This window comes from Mucilaginibacter sp. HD30, from assembly GCF_054061755.1.
In genome coordinates this window covers 936,239-956,348 of the sequence record NZ_JBSSEO010000001.1, presented here as the reverse complement: position 1 = coordinate 956,348, position 20,110 = coordinate 936,239, and the positions used below count along the sequence as shown (strand labels likewise).

The 20,110-nt window shown below is 46.6% G+C and carries 25 protein-coding genes; 10 read left to right on the top strand and 15 right to left on the bottom strand.

Annotation, left to right across the window (positions count from 1 at the left end; all coding sequences use genetic code 11):
* Positions 1 to 74: 74 nt before the first annotated feature.
* Together ACVW2L_RS04685 and ACVW2L_RS04680 are read right to left on the bottom strand one after the other, a co-directional pair.
* Positions 75 to 653, bottom strand: a complete 579-nt coding sequence (locus tag ACVW2L_RS04685) for a YdeI/OmpD-associated family protein (RefSeq protein ID WP_457126797.1) — start codon at positions 651 to 653, stop codon at positions 75 to 77.
* Between the two features lie 351 nt (positions 654 to 1,004).
* Positions 1,005 to 1,199: a hypothetical protein gene (locus ACVW2L_RS04680; protein ID WP_457126796.1), complete on the bottom strand. Its 195-nt coding sequence runs from the start codon at positions 1,197 to 1,199 to the stop codon at positions 1,005 to 1,007.
* 389 nt (positions 1,200 to 1,588) lie between these two features.
* Here ACVW2L_RS04680 and ACVW2L_RS04675 point away from each other — a divergent pair, with 389 nt between their 5' ends.
* From ACVW2L_RS04675 to ACVW2L_RS04650, 6 genes are all read left to right on the top strand, one after another.
* Complete coding sequence (locus tag ACVW2L_RS04675) at positions 1,589 to 1,972, top strand: DUF4267 domain-containing protein (RefSeq protein WP_457126795.1); 384 nt, start codon at positions 1,589 to 1,591, stop codon at positions 1,970 to 1,972.
* Entirely contained in the window at positions 1,950 to 2,447 is a 498-nt protein-coding gene (locus ACVW2L_RS04670) for a hypothetical protein (protein ID WP_457126794.1), read from the top strand. Before ACVW2L_RS04675 ends, ACVW2L_RS04670 begins: the two co-directional genes overlap by 23 nt.
* 113 nt (positions 2,448 to 2,560) lie before the next feature.
* Positions 2,561 to 3,142, top strand: a complete 582-nt coding sequence (locus tag ACVW2L_RS04665; RefSeq protein ID WP_457126793.1) for a Crp/Fnr family transcriptional regulator — start codon at positions 2,561 to 2,563, stop codon at positions 3,140 to 3,142.
* Between the two features lie 86 nt (positions 3,143 to 3,228).
* A complete protein-coding gene (locus ACVW2L_RS04660; RefSeq protein ID WP_457126792.1) occupies positions 3,229 to 3,606 on the top strand; it encodes a response regulator in 378 nt (125 codons plus the stop codon).
* A gap of 249 nt (positions 3,607 to 3,855) precedes the next feature.
* Complete coding sequence (locus ACVW2L_RS04655) at positions 3,856 to 6,837, top strand: PAS domain-containing protein (protein WP_457126791.1); 2,982 nt, start codon at positions 3,856 to 3,858, stop codon at positions 6,835 to 6,837.
* 261 nt (positions 6,838 to 7,098) lie between these two features.
* The gene (locus ACVW2L_RS04650) at positions 7,099 to 8,505 is read left to right on the top strand and encodes an ATP-binding protein (RefSeq protein ID WP_457126790.1); all 1,407 of its coding nucleotides are present in this window, start codon (positions 7,099 to 7,101) and stop codon (positions 8,503 to 8,505) included.
* A gap of 66 nt (positions 8,506 to 8,571) precedes the next feature.
* On the opposite strand, the gene ACVW2L_RS04645 is transcribed toward ACVW2L_RS04650, so the two are convergent.
* The 8 genes from ACVW2L_RS04645 to ACVW2L_RS04610 all read right to left on the bottom strand — a co-directional run bounded on the left by ACVW2L_RS04645 (position 8,572) and on the right by ACVW2L_RS04610 (position 14,123).
* Positions 8,572 to 9,162, bottom strand: coding sequence for an SOS response-associated peptidase (locus ACVW2L_RS04645; RefSeq protein ID WP_457126789.1), 591 nt, complete (start codon positions 9,160 to 9,162; stop codon positions 8,572 to 8,574).
* A 53-nt stretch (positions 9,163 to 9,215) separates the two neighbouring features.
* Positions 9,216 to 9,746: a YceI family protein gene (locus tag ACVW2L_RS04640; protein WP_457126788.1), complete on the bottom strand. Its 531-nt coding sequence runs from the start codon at positions 9,744 to 9,746 to the stop codon at positions 9,216 to 9,218.
* The gene (locus tag ACVW2L_RS04635) at positions 9,743 to 10,654 is read right to left on the bottom strand and encodes a hypothetical protein (RefSeq protein ID WP_457126787.1); all 912 of its coding nucleotides are present in this window, start codon (positions 10,652 to 10,654) and stop codon (positions 9,743 to 9,745) included. Before ACVW2L_RS04635 ends, ACVW2L_RS04640 begins: the two co-directional genes overlap by 4 nt.
* 68 nt (positions 10,655 to 10,722) lie before the next feature.
* Positions 10,723 to 11,811 carry a helix-turn-helix domain-containing protein gene (locus tag ACVW2L_RS04630; RefSeq protein WP_457126786.1) on the bottom strand — a complete coding sequence of 363 codons (1,089 nt, stop codon included), beginning with the start codon at positions 11,809 to 11,811 and terminating at the stop codon, positions 10,723 to 10,725.
* 42 nt (positions 11,812 to 11,853) lie between these two features.
* Positions 11,854 to 12,279: a hypothetical protein gene (locus ACVW2L_RS04625; RefSeq protein WP_457126785.1), complete on the bottom strand. Its 426-nt coding sequence runs from the start codon at positions 12,277 to 12,279 to the stop codon at positions 11,854 to 11,856.
* Complete coding sequence (locus ACVW2L_RS04620) at positions 12,276 to 13,496, bottom strand: Y-family DNA polymerase (RefSeq protein WP_457126784.1); 1,221 nt, start codon at positions 13,494 to 13,496, stop codon at positions 12,276 to 12,278. Before ACVW2L_RS04620 ends, ACVW2L_RS04625 begins: the two co-directional genes overlap by 4 nt.
* A 16-nt stretch (positions 13,497 to 13,512) precedes the next feature.
* Positions 13,513 to 13,944 (bottom strand): LexA family protein, encoded by a 432-nt coding sequence (locus ACVW2L_RS04615; RefSeq protein WP_457126783.1) that lies wholly within the window; start codon positions 13,942 to 13,944, stop codon positions 13,513 to 13,515.
* Positions 13,938 to 14,123 (bottom strand): hypothetical protein, encoded by a 186-nt coding sequence (locus tag ACVW2L_RS04610; RefSeq protein ID WP_457126782.1) that lies wholly within the window; start codon positions 14,121 to 14,123, stop codon positions 13,938 to 13,940. The genes ACVW2L_RS04615 and ACVW2L_RS04610 overlap by 7 nt, the downstream gene beginning before the upstream one ends.
* A 76-nt stretch (positions 14,124 to 14,199) precedes the next feature.
* Between ACVW2L_RS04610 and ACVW2L_RS04605 the strand changes: the two genes are divergently transcribed.
* Genes ACVW2L_RS04605 through ACVW2L_RS04595 form a run of 3 tightly spaced genes read left to right on the top strand, consistent with a single transcriptional unit; the run spans position 14,200 to position 15,310 of the window.
* Entirely contained in the window at positions 14,200 to 14,487 is a 288-nt protein-coding gene (locus ACVW2L_RS04605) for a hypothetical protein (protein WP_457126781.1), read from the top strand.
* Entirely contained in the window at positions 14,447 to 15,034 is a 588-nt protein-coding gene (locus tag ACVW2L_RS04600) for an alpha-ketoglutarate-dependent dioxygenase AlkB family protein (protein ID WP_457126780.1), read from the top strand. Before ACVW2L_RS04605 ends, ACVW2L_RS04600 begins: the two co-directional genes overlap by 41 nt.
* A 27-nt stretch (positions 15,035 to 15,061) precedes the next feature.
* On the top strand, positions 15,062 to 15,310 hold the full coding sequence (locus tag ACVW2L_RS04595) for a hypothetical protein (RefSeq protein WP_457126779.1): 249 nt from the start codon (positions 15,062 to 15,064) through the stop codon (positions 15,308 to 15,310).
* Positions 15,311 to 15,361: 51 nt separating this feature from the next.
* Here the strand turns inward: ACVW2L_RS04595 and ACVW2L_RS04590 are convergent, their stop codons facing one another.
* The 5 genes from ACVW2L_RS04590 to ACVW2L_RS04570 form a co-directional block, all read right to left on the bottom strand.
* The gene (locus tag ACVW2L_RS04590) at positions 15,362 to 15,976 is read right to left on the bottom strand and encodes a YdeI/OmpD-associated family protein (RefSeq protein ID WP_457126778.1); all 615 of its coding nucleotides are present in this window, start codon (positions 15,974 to 15,976) and stop codon (positions 15,362 to 15,364) included.
* A 63-nt stretch (positions 15,977 to 16,039) separates the two neighbouring features.
* Positions 16,040 to 16,930, bottom strand: a complete 891-nt coding sequence (locus tag ACVW2L_RS04585; protein WP_457126777.1) for a helix-turn-helix domain-containing protein — start codon at positions 16,928 to 16,930, stop codon at positions 16,040 to 16,042.
* 75 nt (positions 16,931 to 17,005) lie between these two features.
* Complete coding sequence (locus ACVW2L_RS04580; RefSeq protein WP_457126776.1) at positions 17,006 to 17,989, bottom strand: hypothetical protein; 984 nt, start codon at positions 17,987 to 17,989, stop codon at positions 17,006 to 17,008.
* Positions 17,990 to 18,086: 97 nt separating this feature from the next.
* On the bottom strand, positions 18,087 to 18,491 hold the full coding sequence (locus tag ACVW2L_RS04575; RefSeq protein WP_457126775.1) for a nuclear transport factor 2 family protein: 405 nt from the start codon (positions 18,489 to 18,491) through the stop codon (positions 18,087 to 18,089).
* Between the two features lie 259 nt (positions 18,492 to 18,750).
* Positions 18,751 to 19,284 carry a YceI family protein gene (locus ACVW2L_RS04570; RefSeq protein WP_457126774.1) on the bottom strand — a complete coding sequence of 178 codons (534 nt, stop codon included), beginning with the start codon at positions 19,282 to 19,284 and terminating at the stop codon, positions 18,751 to 18,753.
* Between the two features lie 240 nt (positions 19,285 to 19,524).
* Between ACVW2L_RS04570 and ACVW2L_RS04565 the strand changes: the two genes are divergently transcribed.
* Positions 19,525 to 20,103 (top strand): Crp/Fnr family transcriptional regulator, encoded by a 579-nt coding sequence (locus ACVW2L_RS04565; protein WP_457126773.1) that lies wholly within the window; start codon positions 19,525 to 19,527, stop codon positions 20,101 to 20,103.
* Positions 20,104 to 20,110 lie beyond the last annotated feature (7 nt).

Sequence of the window (20,110 nt, the reverse complement as noted above, 5' to 3'; positions counted from 1 at the left end):
TGATTTGCGTCTTGAGCTTATCAGGGCTGCGCAGAAAAACCACTCAAAGTAATTTTCGCCTTGCCTAAACGCTGTTAATGAAATTTCTGACCGTTGCTCAGCATTTCCAGGATAATGTTCATGCGCTTTTCACGGGTTTCGGGTTTTTTTGCCGTTTGCAATCTCCAGGTGATCGCGTATTTATTGGTTTTATTAAGCGAATCGAAAAAAGCTTTTGCCTTTTTGTTCTTTTTAAGCAGCTTAAGAAAATCGTCTGGCGTTTCCGCATTGGATGGCGAATCATAGGCCGCGTCAAGTCGCCCGTCCGCTTTGGCTTCATTAAAGGCTTTCAATCCTGCAGCCTTCATTCTGTTTTCGCTTATAAGGCGTTCAACATGTTCGATATTCCGCTTCGACCAGATGCTTCGCGCCCGGCGCGGCGTGAACTTTTGCACCCAGGAATCCTTGTCAAATTTATTCTTTTGTCCGTCGATCCAACCGTAACAAAGTGCTTCGTCAAGAGCTTCGGCATAGGTCACGGTTTCTTCACCGGATTCTTTGTTGAATATACGCAGTCCTATCCCGTCTGAAGCTGCATGATTAGCCGCCAGCCATTGCTCCCAGGTACTTGCTGAATCGAACGATATGGTAATCATATCCGCCTTAGTTTTCATAACACTCATTTATCCCTTTACATTTAATACTGACCGCTAAAACTAAGTTAACCAAATGTTCTGATCGATCAACAAACTGCAGCAAGTCGTTTATTAATCGTCCCAAGAACCGATAGCGGAAACTGTTTTCAAAAGAAAAAACGATAAAAAAGAAAGTCAAAAGTGCGGTCGAAAACCCGGCCGGGAGAACGATAAGTCCCGGAGGGTTGCCGTAGCGAAGCGCAGACTATTATGCGTTCGTACGAACGGGCTGACCGATCTTGACGCCGCTTCGATTCGTTTTAATTCAGATCACAAAGATGACAGCAGCTAATACGAGGCCCAAAAATCAGATCAAGTTAAATCCTGCCTTTAAAACTCATATTCGTCATGATGGCCAACCGCACCGCTGTGAAAGGCCTCAGTCATCAGATCATATTCACTACACAGTGACATATAGTGATCAAATAATTCCAGGTACCTGTCGCATTGATCAATACTCAGAAAACCTTTGTCACCTTTTAAGGAATAATAAAGCACGCGGGCATTTAGTCCGGCTTGATACAATTGAACTGAGAGGCTTTGATATTTTTCGAAGAAGGTCACCGGGCGCTGAGAGAGTTGGTAAACTATGCTTAAATGACATTTAATAAAAAGAAATGTTTTAGTTAGAAGAACGCTCTTTTAGCATTTCCAGCAGGAAATGAAGTGCGGCAGGAAGGTAAGCGATGTAACAAAGCGGGTAAACAAGTGAAGCCATTGTCATATAGCTGTATATAAATCCAAGGGGAATTACCGCAGGACAACAGTAAAACCTATCATATAATTATTTTTCTGGTGAATGCATTTATTAACCCAAGTGAATCACTCGGGAGCCTACAAGACCTAATTTTGGGTAATTAAATATTTATATCATGAAATTACAAAATAGTCATTCCCAGTGGGGCTTCAGGTCGGTGTCTTACTGGAACGTCCTGATCATAGCTTTAGGGATCCTGTTCATAGGCGTACGTTTTATCATTCACCCGCTGGCGGGCGCAACCGGGTTTGGGATCTCGCTTGCCAATGACAGCGACGCGGTATACGGACAGATCAAAGGCATACGTGACGCATTCTCGGGGCTTTTACTTTTGCCCCTGCTCTGGCTGCGGCTGCGAAAAGCTACCGCCTGGGTGTTTACCGCCGCCGTTGTGGTACCATCCTTTGATTTTCTGATGATCCTGTTTCACAAAGGTTCCGGCAATACGCTGCACCTCGCGGTTCACGGTGGCACAGCGCTGTTCATGCTGATCACCAGCTTTCTGCTCTTCCGGGAAAATGATAAACCGCTTAACGCTTAATCTGATGAACACCTTATTGATCACAGACATATTGCTGCCTATTTCTATTTTGTCCGCTGGCGTCATCTACGGAACAGACATGTTCCACGCGGTGGCGGGCAAAAAGGCGACCGCTATGAGCAAAGACAGTTCCATTGCTGATGTTTATGGCCATACGCATTACATAGCCGACCAGCGTATGCCGTTCATCGGCATTACCGGCCTGGTATCGACGGCATTGATGACGGCCATCAATTACACGCATACGTCTGTCGCAATTTTGTCCGGCTTTGCACTGCTCATGCTTTTGGCGCACCTGGCACTTTACATGATCCTGGCCAAACCTATTAACAAAATGATGTCTGAAGCCGCGCTGAAGAACGTTGTTCCTGATGACATCCGGATCCTGCAGCAAAAGTGGGAAAGTGCGATTTATTACCGTGCCGGAATTCTGTCCATGGCTATGCTGTCATTAATAATGGCGGCCATGCGATAAGCACTTATACAGAGCGTTTCTGCAGCGTCGTATTGCTTCAAATGTAGAGAATGGCTTTCCGCAAAGTTTTAACGATACTATTTTATTGGCAGGAAAGTTGGTAATTTGGTCGTGTGGAAAAGCTGATAAGATCGATCGAAAATATTATTCCGTTATCATCCAATGATCGTTTAGTCATAAGGGAGCTCTTTCAAAGCCATATCTATACAAAAGGTGAACATTTGCTCGAAATTGGAAATGTTTGCAAATATGTATTCTTCATAGAAACCGGCCTTGTACGGTATTATATGATCAATGACGGAGAAGAACGCACTAATTATTTCAACAAAGAGGATGAGTTCGTATGTAATTACCGGAGTTTTCTGCCGAAGCTGCCTTCTGAAATCGGTATCCAGGCTTTGGAAGAAACGGTAGCCTACCGGATAAGCAGCGACCATATAGCGCAACTTTACAAGAACGTGGAACACGGCGAAAGATTTGGCCGGCTGGCGATAGAGCAGGTTTTTCTAAGTGCTATCAACCAGTTATCATCATTTTATACCGATACCCCGGAGCAGCGTTACAGCAAATTTATAGATCAATCTCCCGATATCGTTCAAAGAGTGCCACAATATTATATCGCTTCGTTTATAGGCGTAAAACCTCCATCCCTAAGCCGTATTCGCCAACGGTTATTTCAGCGCCCAAACGATTAACAGCCAAATACATTCCCGTCAGCCAGCAATGCTATCACTTTCTGTGAAAACATTTTTATTTATGACCTGTTCTTTTGCTACCAATTATGAAAAGAATTATGATCATCGATGATGATCCCGACATTTTAGCGATACTTCAGGAGATACTTAACGAGGAGGGCTACCGGGTGATAACCTTCCCCGATAAAAATTCTGTGAAAGGCATTATCATCAACCGTCCGGACCTGGTTTTATTAGATAACCGGCTGAAAGACGGCCTCGGCTATGAACTTTGCCGGGAGATCAAGTCCAACAGTATGACCAGTCATATACCGGTCGTCCTGATGTCCGCTCATCAAGACCTTGCTGAGTTGGCCAGGTTGTCCGGTGCCGACAGTTATATGTCGAAACCTTTTGATATTTCGGCATTATTGTCCATTATAGAGCACTTAATAAAAATATCAAAGGAACCGCAGTCCTTTTGATCTTTATTCATTTTTATAGCCATTCAGCTTTGATCATTCATTTACCGCTTGATCAGTACTTGTCTACGTGAAGGCATCTTACCACACAGGCGGCCTGACCAGCATCTTTAAACGCATTTCAAAATCATCTGATCGCTGTAATCCATCCCTGCCGCATCAACTCACACACTCCCACAGGTTGTGGATTGACCGGAAAACAAAAAGCAGCCAAACTTTGTTTAAACCGTGTTTTACTCCGTCAACTATCACATGCTTGCTACTGAACAGCAGGGGCCAAGCGCCCTGGATCTACTTGTTTTTGAATCGATGCCAGGCAATTACTTGCTGCTGTCGCCTAAATTGCATATCCTGGCTGCTAGCGATTCCTACCTTGAACTCACTGGCAAACAACGCGCCGAATTGACGAACCGTTACCTCTTTGATATTTTTCCCGAAACAGCGGGCTGGGCGCCGGAACAGCGGGGTGGCATTTTGGATTCATTGAAACGGGTGTTGCAAACCAAAAAATGTGATGTGATGCCCATTATCCGCTTTGATACTCCGGGCAATAATTTAACACTGCAGGAACGCTATTGGAAAACCGTTCATCAGCCGGTGATGAACGCTATGGGAGAAATGCGCTATATCATTCATGAAACGGCAGACGTTAGCGCGGCGATCATTAAAGAGAAACAACTTCAGGAAACGGCGCAAACTGCCCATCTTCAAGCGGAACAAATGGAACGGCTTTTCCATGATATCCCAGCCCAGATCGCCATCGTGCGCGGGCCTGAGCTCATTTTTGATTATGTCAATCCGCGTTACCAACAGGAACTGTTTCCGGGCCGCGAAATACTGGGTTTACCCTTGCTGCAAGCTTTACCGGAAATTGAAGGCCAGCCGATCTGGGAGATCCTGCAAACCGTATATCGAACAGGGCAGCCATTTATCAAAGACGAATTACATGTACCGCTGGCGCCCTTAATCGGCGCACCGGTAGCGGATCATTACTTTAACACGGTTTATCAACCATTATATGATCGCAATGGACAGGTGGATGCCGTATTAAGTTTCAAATATGAAGTTACCGGTCATGTAGCCACGCGCCTGGCACTCAGTAATTCTTTAACGGAACTGCAGGCGATCCATGAAGAACTGCAGGCGGCCAACGAAGAATTAACCGCAACCAATGAACAATTTCATCAGTTGAACCTCGAGTTGGAAAAGCGTGTCAGCGAACGAACGAGTCAATTAGCAGAAAGTTTTGAAGAACAGCAGGCGCTTAATGAAGAGATCAGTGCGGCCAATAAAGAAATGCTGGCAGCCAATGAAGAACTGATCGCGACAAACGAAGAGTTAAGTGATACGCAAGGGCGGTTACAACAAACGCTCGACGGCTTAGCGGAAAGTGAACAACGCTTCCGCAATCTGGTACGCGATGCCACAGTTGGCATTATCTTACTCACAGGACCAGACCTTCAGGTAACCATCGTTAACGACCAGTATGGCAAACTGATTGGCCGTACTGCCGGTGAATTAGAAGGTCGCCGGCTTTTCGAGGTCATACCCGAAACCGAGGCGGTTTTCCGCCCGATCATTGAACGGGTCAGAGATAGCGGGGAGCCGCTTTATTTATATGACCAGCCCTACTTCGTTTATAAAGATGGGCGCACGATCGAAGGGTTTCTCGACCTCGTTTATCAACCTTACCGGGAAGCCGATGGTACGGTGTCGGGCGTGATGGTCTTATGCCAGGATGTAAGTGAGCAGATGCTGGCACGTCAATTACTGGAAAGTAGTGAGGGTCGTTTCCGCTTTCTCCTGGATGCCATGCCGCAGCAGGTCTGGACGGCGAAACCGGATGGCACCTTGGATTACGTCAATCAGGTCATCAGCGAGGATTTCGGGCACACGGCTGACTCGGTAGTAGGTCATGGCTGGCAGGAGTTCGTTCACCCGGAGGATCTGCCTGGCGCGGTGCATAAGTGGCGCCGGGCATTGAGCACCGGCCACCAATACCTTACCGAATTTCGTTTAAAATTTGCGGATGGCGATTATTACTGGCATTTGGCGCGCGCGCTTCCGCTCGTCGAGGACGGCAAAGTGAAGTTGTGGATCGGGACGAATACCAATATACACCAGCAAAAAACCAATGAGCAGCAAAAAGACGAATTTATCAGTATTGCCAGCCATGAGTTAAAAACGCCGCTCACCACGATCAAAGCCTTTTTCCAGTTAACTAAACGGGAAGTCGGCGAACAAAAGGTCGCCGGACAGTTTGTCGGGAAAGCCGAACGTCAACTCGAAAGACTGGGCCGCCTTATCGAAGACCTGTTGGATGTGTCTAAGATAAATGCCGGTAAGATGATCTATAACATGGAGGATTTCAACTTCGGTCAGGCGCTGAGCGAAACCGTTGAAAGCATGCAGCAGACGATGGCTCATCAAATTGTATTGCAGACTGATTGCAACATCGTCTACCGCGGCGACCGGCACCGGCTTGAGCAGGTGCTCATCAATTTACTAAATAACGCGATCAAATATTCGCCGCAGGCGGAACGTATCCTGGTAAATTGTACCCTGGAGCAACAGAACCTGATCGTCGCGGTGCAAGATTTTGGAATTGGAATTGCCGAAGAACATCTTAAAGACCTTTTTGACCGCTTTTACCGCGTCGACAATACTTCGGCCCGTTTCCAGGGCCTGGGCCTGGGTTTATTTATTTCAGCGGAGATCGTGAAAAGGCACGGCGGCAGTTTTTGGATCGAAAGCGAACCGGGGACAGGCTCTACTTTTTATTACCTGTTGCCGCTGACCGGCAAACAACAGTTTACCGACATCAGCACCGATCAGCATACTTATTATGAAGGCAGCTTTATTACCATCCGTTACCAGCCGGATAGTGAATACCTGGATGTGGACTGGTTCGGTTATCAAAACTATGATTCGGTCGTTAAAGGCTGTGAAATCATGCTTGACCTGATGCAAAAAAACAACTGCACTAAAGTATTGAACGACAATACGCGTGTCAAAGGCAATTGGTCGGAAGCCTCGGACTGGGGTGCCGAAGTTTGGTTCCCGGCTATGGCGGCGGCAGGCTTGAAGAAATTCGCCTGGATCTATTCACCAAGCACTTTCAGCAGGATCGCAGCCGACAAAAGCTTACCTTCTGCCTACGATGCGGTACAGGTCGCTTTTTTCAATAATAGATCTGCTGCAGCTGATTGGCTAACCGGTCGTGTGATCAGCTAACCTACTTCAGCTGTCCGCCCAGCTTTCATTTTATCCCCGGCCGCGTTTTAATTAGCTCATTACGAGTGCTGCCACCTTACGTTATGAAAATGAAGTAGGTGCCTTTCCGCGCTGTAGCTTTTTTATTGATTAATATACTGCACATCTATTGCTTTAAACGGATAGCTAAATAGGGAGTAAATATATCAGTTGCACCGGCCTGCTGTCCAATTGTTTCATTTGGCTAAAACCGGCTCGAAGGTTTACCTGTTATTTAAGGCAATGGAAACAGACTACAAACATAAGTTTAAAGAATGTAACGCACGCTTTGAGGCCATTTTCGGCCTGACCTCGGCGGCGAGTAAGGTCATTGACAGCGAACTCACCATTTTAAAAGTTAACGAGGCGCTGACGGAACTAATGGGTTATTCTGAGGATGAACTTATTGGTACCCAGATCATGGACTATGCCTTTGAAGAAGATAAACCGCACTGGCAGGAATTGCAGCACGCCATGTGGCAGGAAGGTAAGCCTAACTTTAAGCTGGACGCCCGCCTATGGAAAAAGGACAAAACGCTTATTTGGGTACACGTAACGACCATCGCCTTCGAGGCCAACGGCGTATCCTATGCACATACGGTCCTGGACGATTTTACCGCCTGGAAGAAGTTGCAGGAAAGTGAACAGCGGCTCAGCATGGCGCTGGCGTATTCCAAAATGGCCGTTTGGGAACTGAACCTTCTCGATCGTACCATCACCAGTTCGGAGGGTTTCGATCACCTGTTCGGTATCAACCAATCACGAGACTGGACGGAGGAAATGCTGGTAAAGCTCTTTTTTGCGGAAGATCAAATCAAATTAAAAACGATCCTTCAGCAGCTCAAGCCGGAAGATAATTTCGACTTCCAGGGCCGTATTGAAACCAACGAAGGAATAGTCAAATGGATTAACTTGCAGGGCCGTGCTGAAAACCAACGCGTATTAGGGACGCTTTATGATATCACCCGGGACAAACTTGCTGAACGCGAAAAAGATGATTTTATCAGCATCGCCAGCCACGAGCTCAAAACGCCGCTGACGGCCTTGAAAGGCAGCCTGCAGGTGATCGGCCGAATGAAAGACGCACCTACTGGCATGTTGCCGAAATTAGTGGACCAGGCGAACAAAAGCATGGACAAGGTGACGGTCCTGGTAGACGAACTGCTGAACGCCGGCCGCTTGGCTGAAGGCCAGTTGCAGCTGAAAAAAACAAAGTTCAACTTGTCAAAAGCGATCGATGAATGCTGCCTGCATGTGACGGCGACAGGAGTTCACCACATCGTGAAAGATGGCCTGAAAGATAAACTGGTTAAAGCTGACTCTGAGCGTATACAACGCGTGATTGTCAATTTTGTCAACAATGCCGTTAAGTATGCCACCAACTCGAAAACCATCACCATACGAGTTGATGAGGAGCCTGGCTACTTTAAAGTATCCGTCATTGATCAGGGACCCGGCATCGCCAAGGAAAAAATTCCGCATTTATTCAACCGTTATTTCCGCGGTGAGCAGCAGGGCGGGCAGTATGCCGGCTTAGGTCTTGGTTTATACATTTCCGCAGAGATCATTAAAAAACATGGCGGGAAAATCGGCGTCGACAGCGAACCTGGTCAGGGCAGCATATTTTGGTTTACGCTACCGGAAGCTTAAACGCCTCTCCTTCTGCAGCGGGACAAGGCAGACGAAAAATCTGATCCGGCAGACTTGTGTCTTAGCTTATTGCCCGGTGATCTTAAGCGTTTCCGGCAAACAGGGTTTACCGATTAAAAGAGCCGTGCGCTGTTGTCCGGTCAAATTTCCGTTGAGCCATGTCTTGATATCGCTGCGCTCCAGGATAGCTGGCATGCGGTCATGAATTTCCGCCATCGCCCGGTTCGGCGGCATAGTGATCATCAAACAAGTCGGCAGTAAGACATTCGTCTCCACATCCATCCAGATGTCCCAGAGCCCGGCGATATAAAAAGGCTTGCCATCCACGCGCTCGATCCGGTAAGATTTCTTTTGGTCTTTATTGTATTCAAAAAAAGCCTGTATCCTGATCACGCAATGCTTCCGCCCCAACTGCCTGCGCCAAACCGTATGCAGATTCTCAATCTTCGCATGCTTATGCTTCGTATGGATCTTCTCGTCATCCGCGGTCAATAAACCCCAGCGGTACTGCTGTACTTTATCCGGCAACGCATCGGTCACGACAGTCAGCATGCTTCCCGGGCTCCCGGCAGCATTCGGTTTGGGTTTAAACTGACGGCCGTCCCGCCCAGTGATCACAATATCTTTTTGTTCGCCTATTAAAACTCTTCCGCACATAGTCTATTTAAACGGACGAAAATACTAATTATTTTAGTAATTAATAAATTTACTTACAACGTAACGAGGGTAATGTCGATCTCAAAAGTATTCCGGATCGCGTAACTACCCAGATCCTGAAAGTAAGACGCTGAATTATATTTGATCCCGTAAAGCGTGCGGTCAATAGTGGCAGTAGCATGGACAGTTCCTTTACCAAGTTGCAAATCAAATACAATGGGTTGCGTGATACCCTTGATCGTCAATGTCCCTTTAGCCGCATTTCCGCTGACTGATTTTAAGGCGAGTGTGGCCTCCGGGAATTTTTCAACATCAAAGAAATCTTTGTTGCGCAAATGTTCCTGCATCTCAGCATTGTCTGTTTTCAGGCTGGTCATATTTACGGTAACCGTTCCACCCGTCAGTTCACTCCCTGAAAATGTTAGCGTCCCTGACTTGATCGCTAAAGTACCCTTGGGTGAATATACGCCGGTCTGGGCATGACCGGTCCAGGTCAGCGAACTGTTTTTGGCATCAACGGTATGTTTTTGACTAAAAGCCGTGAAGCTAAGTAAGCTCAAAATAGCCATGAATAACTTTTTCATTTGGCCTCCAACTTTAATTCGTTACGAACAAACCATGCGGCCTGTCCCTGATAGCAAACTTCCTTTTTTTGGGAGAATGTCTTTGGGCTGATCAGGTAGGTGTAGCGAAAACGCGCCGGTTTATTATTGTCGCTGCCGGTTTTCTCAGTTACGATCTTGAGGCTGCCGTTAGCAAAACTACGCTCTTTGACGGCTTCATCATCCAGCACATTACCGCCATTGGTAATTTTGATCGTATCAATACTATTGTGGCTTTTTTCTTTAGGATAAGCGGTGATCCATTCATAAACACCCAGTCGTTTAGTGGCAACGGTCAGTTCGGTCGGTATCGGAGTCAATTTGTTCGTGCCATAATCCAAATAAGTTAACGTGCCGCTCCAAGCCTTGCCAGACAGGCTTTCCAGGTCACGCGGGTTCATCACACCTTCGGTTTCTACGACTGCGATACCTTTGTATAATTTACCGGTTTGGTCTTTAGCCAGGACAAACCAAAGCGCATCGCCTGCGTAAACCTGGTCACCATAGCGCCAGTTCTTTTCAAAAGTATAATGCTGCCCCGATCTGATCTTGCCCCCAGCGCATCTGAAGCGTTCGGCAAAACCTGCCTTATCCAGTTCTATATTTTTGATCCATCCTTTATCACCATACCAGATATAGCTACCGGCGGCAACGACCTCCAACTCCTGAGTTGCACTTACCGTAGTGCGATGTTTCCAAATGAATTTGCCAGGGTAGTTTACGGTGTCGGCATTTCGCTCGGGGTAAACCGGTGTAGGGTCATGAAATATCGCTATAGCCGTTGGGATATTTCGCAACTGGTCAGGTAACAAACGCGAATGATCGGTCCATACCTGCTGGGCGCTGACCCTTCCGGCCAGCAACAATAATACGATGATGATTTTTTTCATACCCCAAAGATGCGCGCAGGGATCATGGCAAAACAAACCGGCTACGTGCCAAAAACTGTTTTTGGCACCTATGATTTATAGTCAGACGGCGGCATACCGGTCATTTCCTTAAAGGTGCGGTTGAAACTGGTCTTGGAATTAAAGCCGCAATCCGTAGCGATGGCCAGCAAGGTAAACTTTTGCAGGTCACCGGCGTCGATCCGTGCTTTCACCGCTTCCACCCGGTAACTGTTGACATAATCGTTGAAGGATAGTTCAAAACAACTATTGATATGCCGCGATACCAGGCGGCTGTTGATTTTAAGGTGCGCCGCCAATTCGGTCAGGGTCAGTGCGGGGTTCAGGTACAATTGATCGGATTCCATCGCCGCCGTGATCTTTTGCAGGATGGCGGGCTCGGGCGTAAACACTTCTTTTTCCGCAACCGGCTCTACATATTGAATTCCTTTCAAACTCGACTGGCGCAATCCGCCGATTGCCAGGATCAGCAATAGCACACCCAGGAACTGCACGGTAAAATCATAGTTGAAATAGTAATTGAATCCATCCCGCATAACGATCTCCGCCAACCACTGCAGGCAAAGCAGCAATAAAGCCGCCAAAATGATCATCAGCCAGTTCAACCGGATATTCGCCACCGCGGAAAAGTTATTGCTGACCCACATCTGGTAATGCCGCACAAGGCGCAGCGACAAATAGCCATAGATCAGCAGCGAAAGCCAGGTGCCGTCAAATTCCAGCCGGTAAGTATACGGTTGGTGAATATGCTCCCAATACCAGGCCTTGGTCTGGTACGAAGTGAACGTCAATGACCAGTAAAGCAGGGCCTGGCACATCACCGGCAAAAAATGCAGCAAGTGCAGCCACCTAAAACGAAAGATCTCTTGGGTCAGGCTTTGCACATAGAACCAAATGAGCGGTGCGAACGCGAAAGAATAAAAGATAGGCAGAAAATACAGGTTAGGCTGCTGACGGTAGATGCGCCCTATACGCATCAGATCATCGCAAAGCCATAGTACCAGTAAAAAGATCAGCAATGCCAGGATACGATTAGACCGCCGGTTATCCCGAGCGAAAAACAAGAGGCCGGATGCCAGTAATGACTGAGAAATGATCAACGCGAGCAATACGGTGATCCAGTTAAGTACCAAGTGCATGGTTTAAAGTTAAACAATCCCTTAAATTATACAACCCGGTACCTATCGAAAACGATAATGCCAATCAGTTTCCTTTTCGGCCAGCGATTTTAAAGGGTCCGGATCAAAACGCTCACTGATATAAAAGGTCTTCCAATGGCTAATTTCGGAGATCATATGTCGCACAGTAATGGTGATCGTTAGATCAGCCCGACCGGCAACCTTTAAATTTTGATGGATAATGATACAGACCTTACGCACAAATTCATCGATATGCTTTTTCTTTTCCTCGGGTGGGTAAAAAGCAGCTTTATAGAAATCCAGCTCAAAACGGCGCAGATCGATGGACAATCCACGCTGCGGGTCGAACTCGAAAAGTAACTCCAGGTTGCGTTTGGTGATCTTATGCAGCAAACGCGGATTGTTCCAGACCCAGTTCATCAATGCCTGTTTCAGCATGCCGTAGAATTTTTCCTGTCCGTAACTCATTTGACCACGATGATATCATTCCAGTTGGTGGTGTACTGTTTGCTCAGGAATTCCTGTTTCATCTTCCAGGTTTTGTCGTAACCTTCAGCGGCGACGCGTAAAGCCCCCCGCCCGTAACGGGCATTGATGTCATCCATTAGCCCGCTCAGGGCCTGCTGCCGGCTGTTATCATAATCGCTGAACAGGTTGAACTGTCCCTCGCCGGCAGGGATGATCCCGGTAGCCCTCACGCCGGTCTTTAAGTAATTGTAACCCGGCTGATAAATTGCGCGCAGCGCCTGCACACAAATGCGGGTAAGTTCCTGCGTGCTGTTCGTCGCAAACGGCACTTTAACGGTGATACTCGGATAATGCTGGTCATGGGACACGTTATGTTTATTGGTGCGCAGGTAAATGGTCAGGGTGAGCGCCATGCTTTGCTGCTGCCGCAGTTTGACGGCGACCGTCGCCGCATGCATAGCAGCCGCTTCCTCGATCTTTTCCAGTTCGGTCTGGTACGTGTTGAAACTCTGGCTGGATTCAATACCCTTCGAACGATCCGCCACATCTTTAATGACATTGCAGGGTTTGCCCCATAATTCCTGGTGCAGCCGCCAGCCCTGCACCGTCATCTGCTGCCGGACAAAGTCAGCTTTAAGCTGTCGGAAATCCCCTGCAGTAACCACGCCCTGTTCCTTTAACTTCTCATAATACTGCCGCCCAACACCCCACACATCTTCGATCGGAAAATCTTTAACGACCTCATCTATCTTTTCTGCAGTATCCAATACCAAAAAATCGCGCTTCATTTTTTTGGACGCCTTATTGGCCAGTTTGGCCAGCGCCATGGTCGGCCCGACACCGACGGTGATCGACAGGCCGGTATCCCGCATCACGTTCCGGCTGATGGTCGTCACATGCCCTTCGAGGTCGACTCCGGCCAAATTCCCTAAAGCCAGAAATGCTTCGTCAATACTGTAGACCATCAGCATATACGTGTAGCGGGCCAGGTTATTCATCATCCGCGCGCTCATGTCTGCATAAAGCGCGTAGTTACTGCTGAAGATCACCGCATCGAGTTCCCTCAATCGTTGCCGGACAATAAATTCAGCGTCGGCCATTTTGATGCCGGCAGCTTTCGCCTCGTTACTCCGGGCGATCACGCAGCCATCGTTATTCGACAGCACCACGACGACCCGGCCGCGAAGCGTCGGGTTGAACAGCGCCTCGCAGCTCACATAGCAATTATTGATATCAACATGCGCAAACACGGCCGTACCTTCCTGTCTTTTGTGCCGGTTGTAAAAGCGGGTTAAGGGTGAGCATCACCACGCCCCAGCATTCCCACCTGTCTGCTGCTATTATGATCGTCTCCGCCCGGGTATTCGCCTTCAGGGACAACTGACCATGCTCCGGGCAATATTCCCGCACATAAAAATCACCTTCATGGAAAAACACCACAATGCAGCCCGGGACGGGTGCCAGTGAGCGGTCGATCACCAGTACATGATCCTCCAGGATATGATACCCGGTCATCGACCCGCTGCCCATCCGCATATAATAGGTGTTGTCCGGGTCAACCACGGTAATATCTGAAATATCCAGGGCCGGCTCTTCATGCGTAAGCATGGGTAACCGGAAGCCCAGTACATCCCTTTTCGTCGCCTGTTTTTTTATCCTCAACATATCTCGTTCAGCGCTTTTCTTAGATCCACAGTTAATGCCTCATGCTGTTCCACCCGCTTTTTCAGTTCCATAAAATGCTGCCGTTCAAACATGCCCAGCTTAGGATAAAGATCTTCGAGCAGTTCCATCGCTTCGCGCAGCAATTCTTCCGTATACTTAACATCGGCGGGCTTTTCCATCGCATCAAAATTATTTAAACATATTTTAAAATGCTAATAATTTTAGCATAAATTTGTCAACATAAAAGGAGGAACGATGGTACGGATATATGAGAAGACGGGGCAACCGCCGGCAAATACCGCTTATTGCCTGGTCACGCAATACATCATCAAAGGCGGTTTCATACCAGAAAAAATGTATGTATTTGAGACCGAAGAGTGCGATCTCGAAAAATTGAAACGGGTCGTAGATGACTACTTTGCCACTGTGGTAAAGACCGATCTGTATGTAAAAGAGATACCGAAGGATTCTACCCTATTTGAACAGGAAGCAGAAAGATTATATGGAACAGTTAACGTTCTTTGCGGAAGCCGGGCAGAGTAAAGATCTGCCGAAACATTTATTGGATTATCAGCCGGGCCTGCTTCCTGTGGCGGAGAGTGACCGGTTATTGCAGCACTTTATAGCCAATACCCCCTGGAAGCAAACCAGGCAAAAGCTGTGGGATAAAGAATACCTCACACCGAGATTAACCTGCTGGTATGGCGAAACGGAACGGATCGCCGGTGCTTTGCCCTGGATACCGGAATTGCAGATGATCCGTGAACTGGTAGAACCGCTCGCCGGTATCCAATTCAATAGTGTGCTGCTGAACTATTATCGCGACGGCAACGATTCGGTAGCCTGGCATAGCGATAAGGAAAGCATCATGGGCAGCCAGCCCGTCATTGCTTCGGTCAGTTTCGGGCAGGTACGCAGCTTCGATATCCGCCGCAAGCAGGAACATGCCGAGCAGTATTCCATCAAACTGGAACATGGTTCTTTCTTACTGATGAAACGCGGGCTGCAGGAAAAATGGGAACACCGCATTGCCAAATCTGCCAAAACGATGAAGCCCCGGGTGAATTTAACATTCCGGTTGGTGATCTGACCGGCAGGTATTATTTTAGTAACGATTATGACAGAGACGTTTATTCTTCCGGTTGATTTTCTGGGAACAGCACACGAGTTCAAAGCGCGGTTCGAACGTTATGGCTACACGCACCGGATCGCCGTACTGGTGGATGAGCATACCTTTACCTTCGAGCCTGATGAAGAAGGAAGTTACCGGGCCATCAATACGCCGGAAAATCCGGTTACGTCCAATGTCATCAGTATCAGTTTACTGAAAGCCGTGGCCGACAAACTCGCTAAATTAAGTGCCTGAGCGATCTGCCAAGGCACAAACGATATCGATAGCTGGTTTCCCGTTGGCTAACTACTTCTGGTGCTTCCAGAAACGGCCTTTACCCTCGGTGATCCATTCCAGTGCTTCGCTGATCCTTTTTTGACGGGTTTCTTCGGTTTTGGCATCAGTGATCCAAATAATGTAATCTTTACGGAAGGAATTAGATTTACTTTCAAAGACCTCTTTTGCCGCTGGCACAGCATCAAGCGCAGCCTGCAAATAATCCGGGGTTTCCAATACCTTGGGTTTATCGGATACGGGCCTCTCCCGTTTGATCTTCACACCGCTTTCGTTCAGCGCCATGGCTTCTTTGATCATGGCAATAAATTCTTCATCCGACGGTAACTGCTCCAGTTTGGTGACCTTGCCAAAAAAACGTTGAATCGGTTTCAGGTCCTTATCGGCGCGCAAACGCGCGTCGCTCATGAGCTCTGCTTTTAAAAAGGAAAAGGAACAATGCTTGCTGTAAGCCGCCATCATGCACATATGGTCACCTTTGTAGTCGAAATGCGGAAAACTCCATTTAATAGCTTCTACGGCATCAGGACAGTTCTCATTGATCAGGTGGCGCCAGTACGCCAGGATGGGCCGGGCAAATTCAGCGGCATTAGCGATATAAGCGTCGGTGGCAGGGTCTTGGTTCATCACACAAAGAAAGCGGTTGCGATCAAAAAACAAGTGTCGAAAACCTGGAAATACCGGTAAATTTCACGGTTTCCGCAGCTGAGATGGCGTTTTACCGGTCTGCTTTTTAAAAAATTTGCTAAAGTTAGCTGAATCGGAAAAGTTAAGCTGGTAAGCGATCTCAGCAATGTGGAGATGGGTATGCAGTACCAGCGACCGGGCTTCGGTAGCCACCCGGGCAGCGATAAAGCTCAGCGCGTTCTTACCCGAGGCCTGTTTGACGGCCTGGGAAAGATAGTTGGCGGAAACTGAAAGCAGGGCGGCATATTCCCCCACTGTGCGCTTGTCCAGATAATGATGATCGATCAGCCGCAGATAGCTGCGCAGCAAAGTATGCTGGCTGCTGACCGGCTTAGCAGCCGGCGCCAGCAGCGGCGAACTATGCAGATGGTAAAGCAGGCCCAGTAATTTGACCCGGGCCTCCATATGCTGTGCGCTGTCCGGGCGTTCATAGGCCAAAAATACGTCTTCAAAATGCGGGGCTAACCTTTCAAAGGCCTCTTTCCCGAACTTAAATAAGTTGGTATGCAGGATATCGAACAACGGAAACTCCCCGTTGAAGTCGGGTTTGAAGAAGGTGAAACACTCCGGTTTAAAGTAAATGACATAACCCTTTAAAGCGTTATTATGCGCAAAACTGTAGACCAGATCAGGCGAATGAAAAACCAGATAAGCATCCGGATCCTGCACGGTTCGTTCGCCATAATTTACTTCGATCTTCCCCGAATTAAGAAATAACGCGAAGAAATAAAACGATCTTTTAAAAGGGGGCCGGTATACCTGTACGGCTTGTTCAAGCGGCTTTAAGCGTAAACAGTAAAAATCCGGGTCCGTTGTCCGGTCGGGCCAGGGAATAGAAGCCAGGAATTCGTTGATGTCCGTGTAATAAGGAAGCTTTGATCTGGGTGGCGCCACGAGTCTAAAGTAAAAAAAATATTTGTATAGGCGGAGAACAGCCAGGTTTGGTGCAAATTGTTAAATACTTTAAACCTACAGGTAAAATCTGCGCAACAATTCCAGTCGATGCTTTACAAAAGTTGAACTCATGGGTTTATATTCCTCGACCACCGTTCCGGAACGTTTTATGGTAATACGAAAAGGCTGTTTGTACACTTTTGTCAGATGGTATACTGTTAAAAGTTCCGCCAGGTCTTCATGCCAGCTTGCTGTACTGTATATTGAAACAAAGGGTGTTTTAACCAATTCAGCATATACCTGTGAAGCTTCTATATTGAGAAATTGTCGACCTCCCCGCCTGAACCTGCTTTTAAAAACTAAGGAATCTTTGACAGGCCATTGAAGTGTATTAATGTTGCTCCATATTCCATTTGAAAACTTCCGGGTAAAATCATTCATATGTGGTTTACCGGCTTCGGAGTCTGCTGAGATCAGATGCATTGAGCCATCTACAACGTGTGTTCCTTCGTGAAGCAAAACGTAGGTCAATGCTTCTAACTTGCCTGCCTGGATAGAAACTAAAAGTGTGGAGTCGCCTCCTGAAAAACAGGTGGCCTCTTTTTCATTTACCCATTCAGTTATGTTTTGATGCAATATACCAGCTCGGAAAGTGATATGGTAAAGGTTAACGCTTCCATCTGTAGTGATCGTTGAGGTTAGTGCCGTATTTGGCATGTTATCTAAAAAGCTGATGCTTTTTAAATGTTGTTTCAAAACCCGCTGATGCAATGGTGGAAGCGCCGAAATTTCCGAAGCAACAATGATTTCTTCTTCATTGGTCAGTTGGTGTTCAGTTGGTAACATGCCTGCGTCCTGGAACATTTTAATAACCTTATCTGGTGTCCTGGAAATACGTTTTAACAAAGGACGGGAAGGATCGAGGTCATATTTTTTCTGCACTTCGAGTAAAGTCATTGAAGTGCCTTTTTTTATATTTTGCTGAGCAAAACTGTTCAGTGATACAAACAAACACAAGATATTCAGGAAGGAGAAATTAAGTACAGGACGTTTTTTCATGACGATAAAGATTAAAATAATTTTAAAACGTTTGATACCAAAGACCTCCTGCACAAATGGTTTATTTCACGACTGGTGCAGGAGGCTTTATTATTGTTTAGTTAATAGCGATGCCTTTAATATCTCTAACGACCGGTACCATATTCAAAGCTTCGCGGATCAATTTGATCTTACCGTTTTCGGCTACCACACGGCCCATATAGTGCTGAGCGTAATCTTTGCCATTTGACGCTATAACAGCAGTTGCCTCGTATTCTCCAAAAGCCTGATCAGGCGTATCAATATGGATCTGAATGTTCTTGAATTTGAATCCGGGGAAAGTCTTTGGCAGGTTACCTAAGAAGTTGTACAGTACTTCACGGCCTTCCCAACGGGCCGGTATGCCAAGGCTGGCAAGGTATGGCAGCTCAAATACCGCATCGTCAGCAAATAATTCGATCTGAAAATCAGGGTTACCTACGTTTTCCAGATAGTCCAGTAATAATTCTTTTGCAGTTTTCATGTCTTTATTTTTTAAATGTTTTATGTTGTTTTAACAATACAAAGATGGCTTGTTCACAGTCGGCCTCCATTGACCTATCGTAAGAAATAGGATTGATTTATATCAATTCCCTGAGGCTTTTTAATAACAGAACTGTAGCGGTTCAGCAAACGCTACCGGTCGGGTCGTCATGTTTTGATGAATGTGTTCATCCCATCCGAACAAACGAAAAAACCCGGACTATTTTAAAGTCCGGGTTTAATACTCATATTTTGAAATTTTAAGCTTGTTTTGCAAACTGTACGTTGATCAGCAGTTTAATATCTTCGCCTACTACGATCGAACCGGCTTCGGTGACGCCATCCCAGGTCAATCCGAACTCTTTGCGGTTAATTTTGCCTGTTATTTCGAACCCGGCTTTGGTATTGCCGTAAAAATCTCCGGCAAGGCCACCATGTTCTACTGCAAGGGTTACGGTTTTGGTCACGTCTTTTATGGTCAGGTCGCCGGTTAAAGTGTAATCCTCTCCGTCTTTGGTGAATGCTGTTGAGACGAAGGTGATCTTCGGATATTGCTCCGCGTCGAAAAAGTCAGGAGACTTGAGGTGGGCGTCGCGTTGTTCCTGGTTGGTGTCAAGGCTGCTTACGTCTAAACTGAATTGAATTTTTGCACCTGTAAAATCTTCATTATCGGTTTCCAGGTTACTTTCAAAAGATTTAAAAGAACCGGTCACTGTGGAAATCACCAGGTGTTTCACTTTAAATTGTACTTCTGAGTGCATGGGGTCTAAAACCCATTTGGTTAATGTTGACATGGTTTTAATGATTAAAGAATTTGTGATTAATTTATTTTGTTTTTTGTGTTTGTCGTTTGAACAATACAAAGATGAGTTGTGCGCTCCGGATCACAATTGATGTATCGTAAGAAATGAAATTGACTTAAATCAATTGTTTACAAATGACTTATGCGCGCCGATGCCAATCCTTCATTACAACTCTTTATATAGTGAAATTTCTTCTTTATCTTTAATCGTTAACTCACCAAAAAACAGCTAGTGATCGAGGTATTTAAAACTTATTTACAAGGAAAAGGCAACTATACTGCCGAGGAACTGGAAACAGTTGCGGCGGCGGCAGTTATAAAGAAGGTTAGAAAACGACAATATCTCAGCCAGGAAGGAGATGTTGTCAAAAACCACTCATTTGTCACCAAGGGATGCCTACGCACCTACACAGTTGATGAAAAAGGGGTTGAACACATTTTAAATTTTGCTATAGAGAATTGGTGGATCGGCGACCGGGAAAGCATTCAAACGGGGCAGCCGTCGATCTATAATATTGATGCTATAGAAGATTCAGAAGTAGCCCTGATCAGCAAGGAAAAATTTGACCGGCTATGTGCCGAGGTGCCCGCATTCAACAATATGATCAATGCCATATTACAAAAAAGCTTCCTCGTTGCTCAAAACAGGATCCATACCTTTATCAGCCTCAGCGCTGAAGATAAATATTTAAGTTTTCTGGAAAAATTTCCCCATCTCACTATGCGCGTTCCGCAGAGCATGATCGCCTCTTATTTAGGCATTACCGCAGAGACGTTAAGCCGGGTCAGAAAACAGATCGTTAAACGCTGATTTAAGT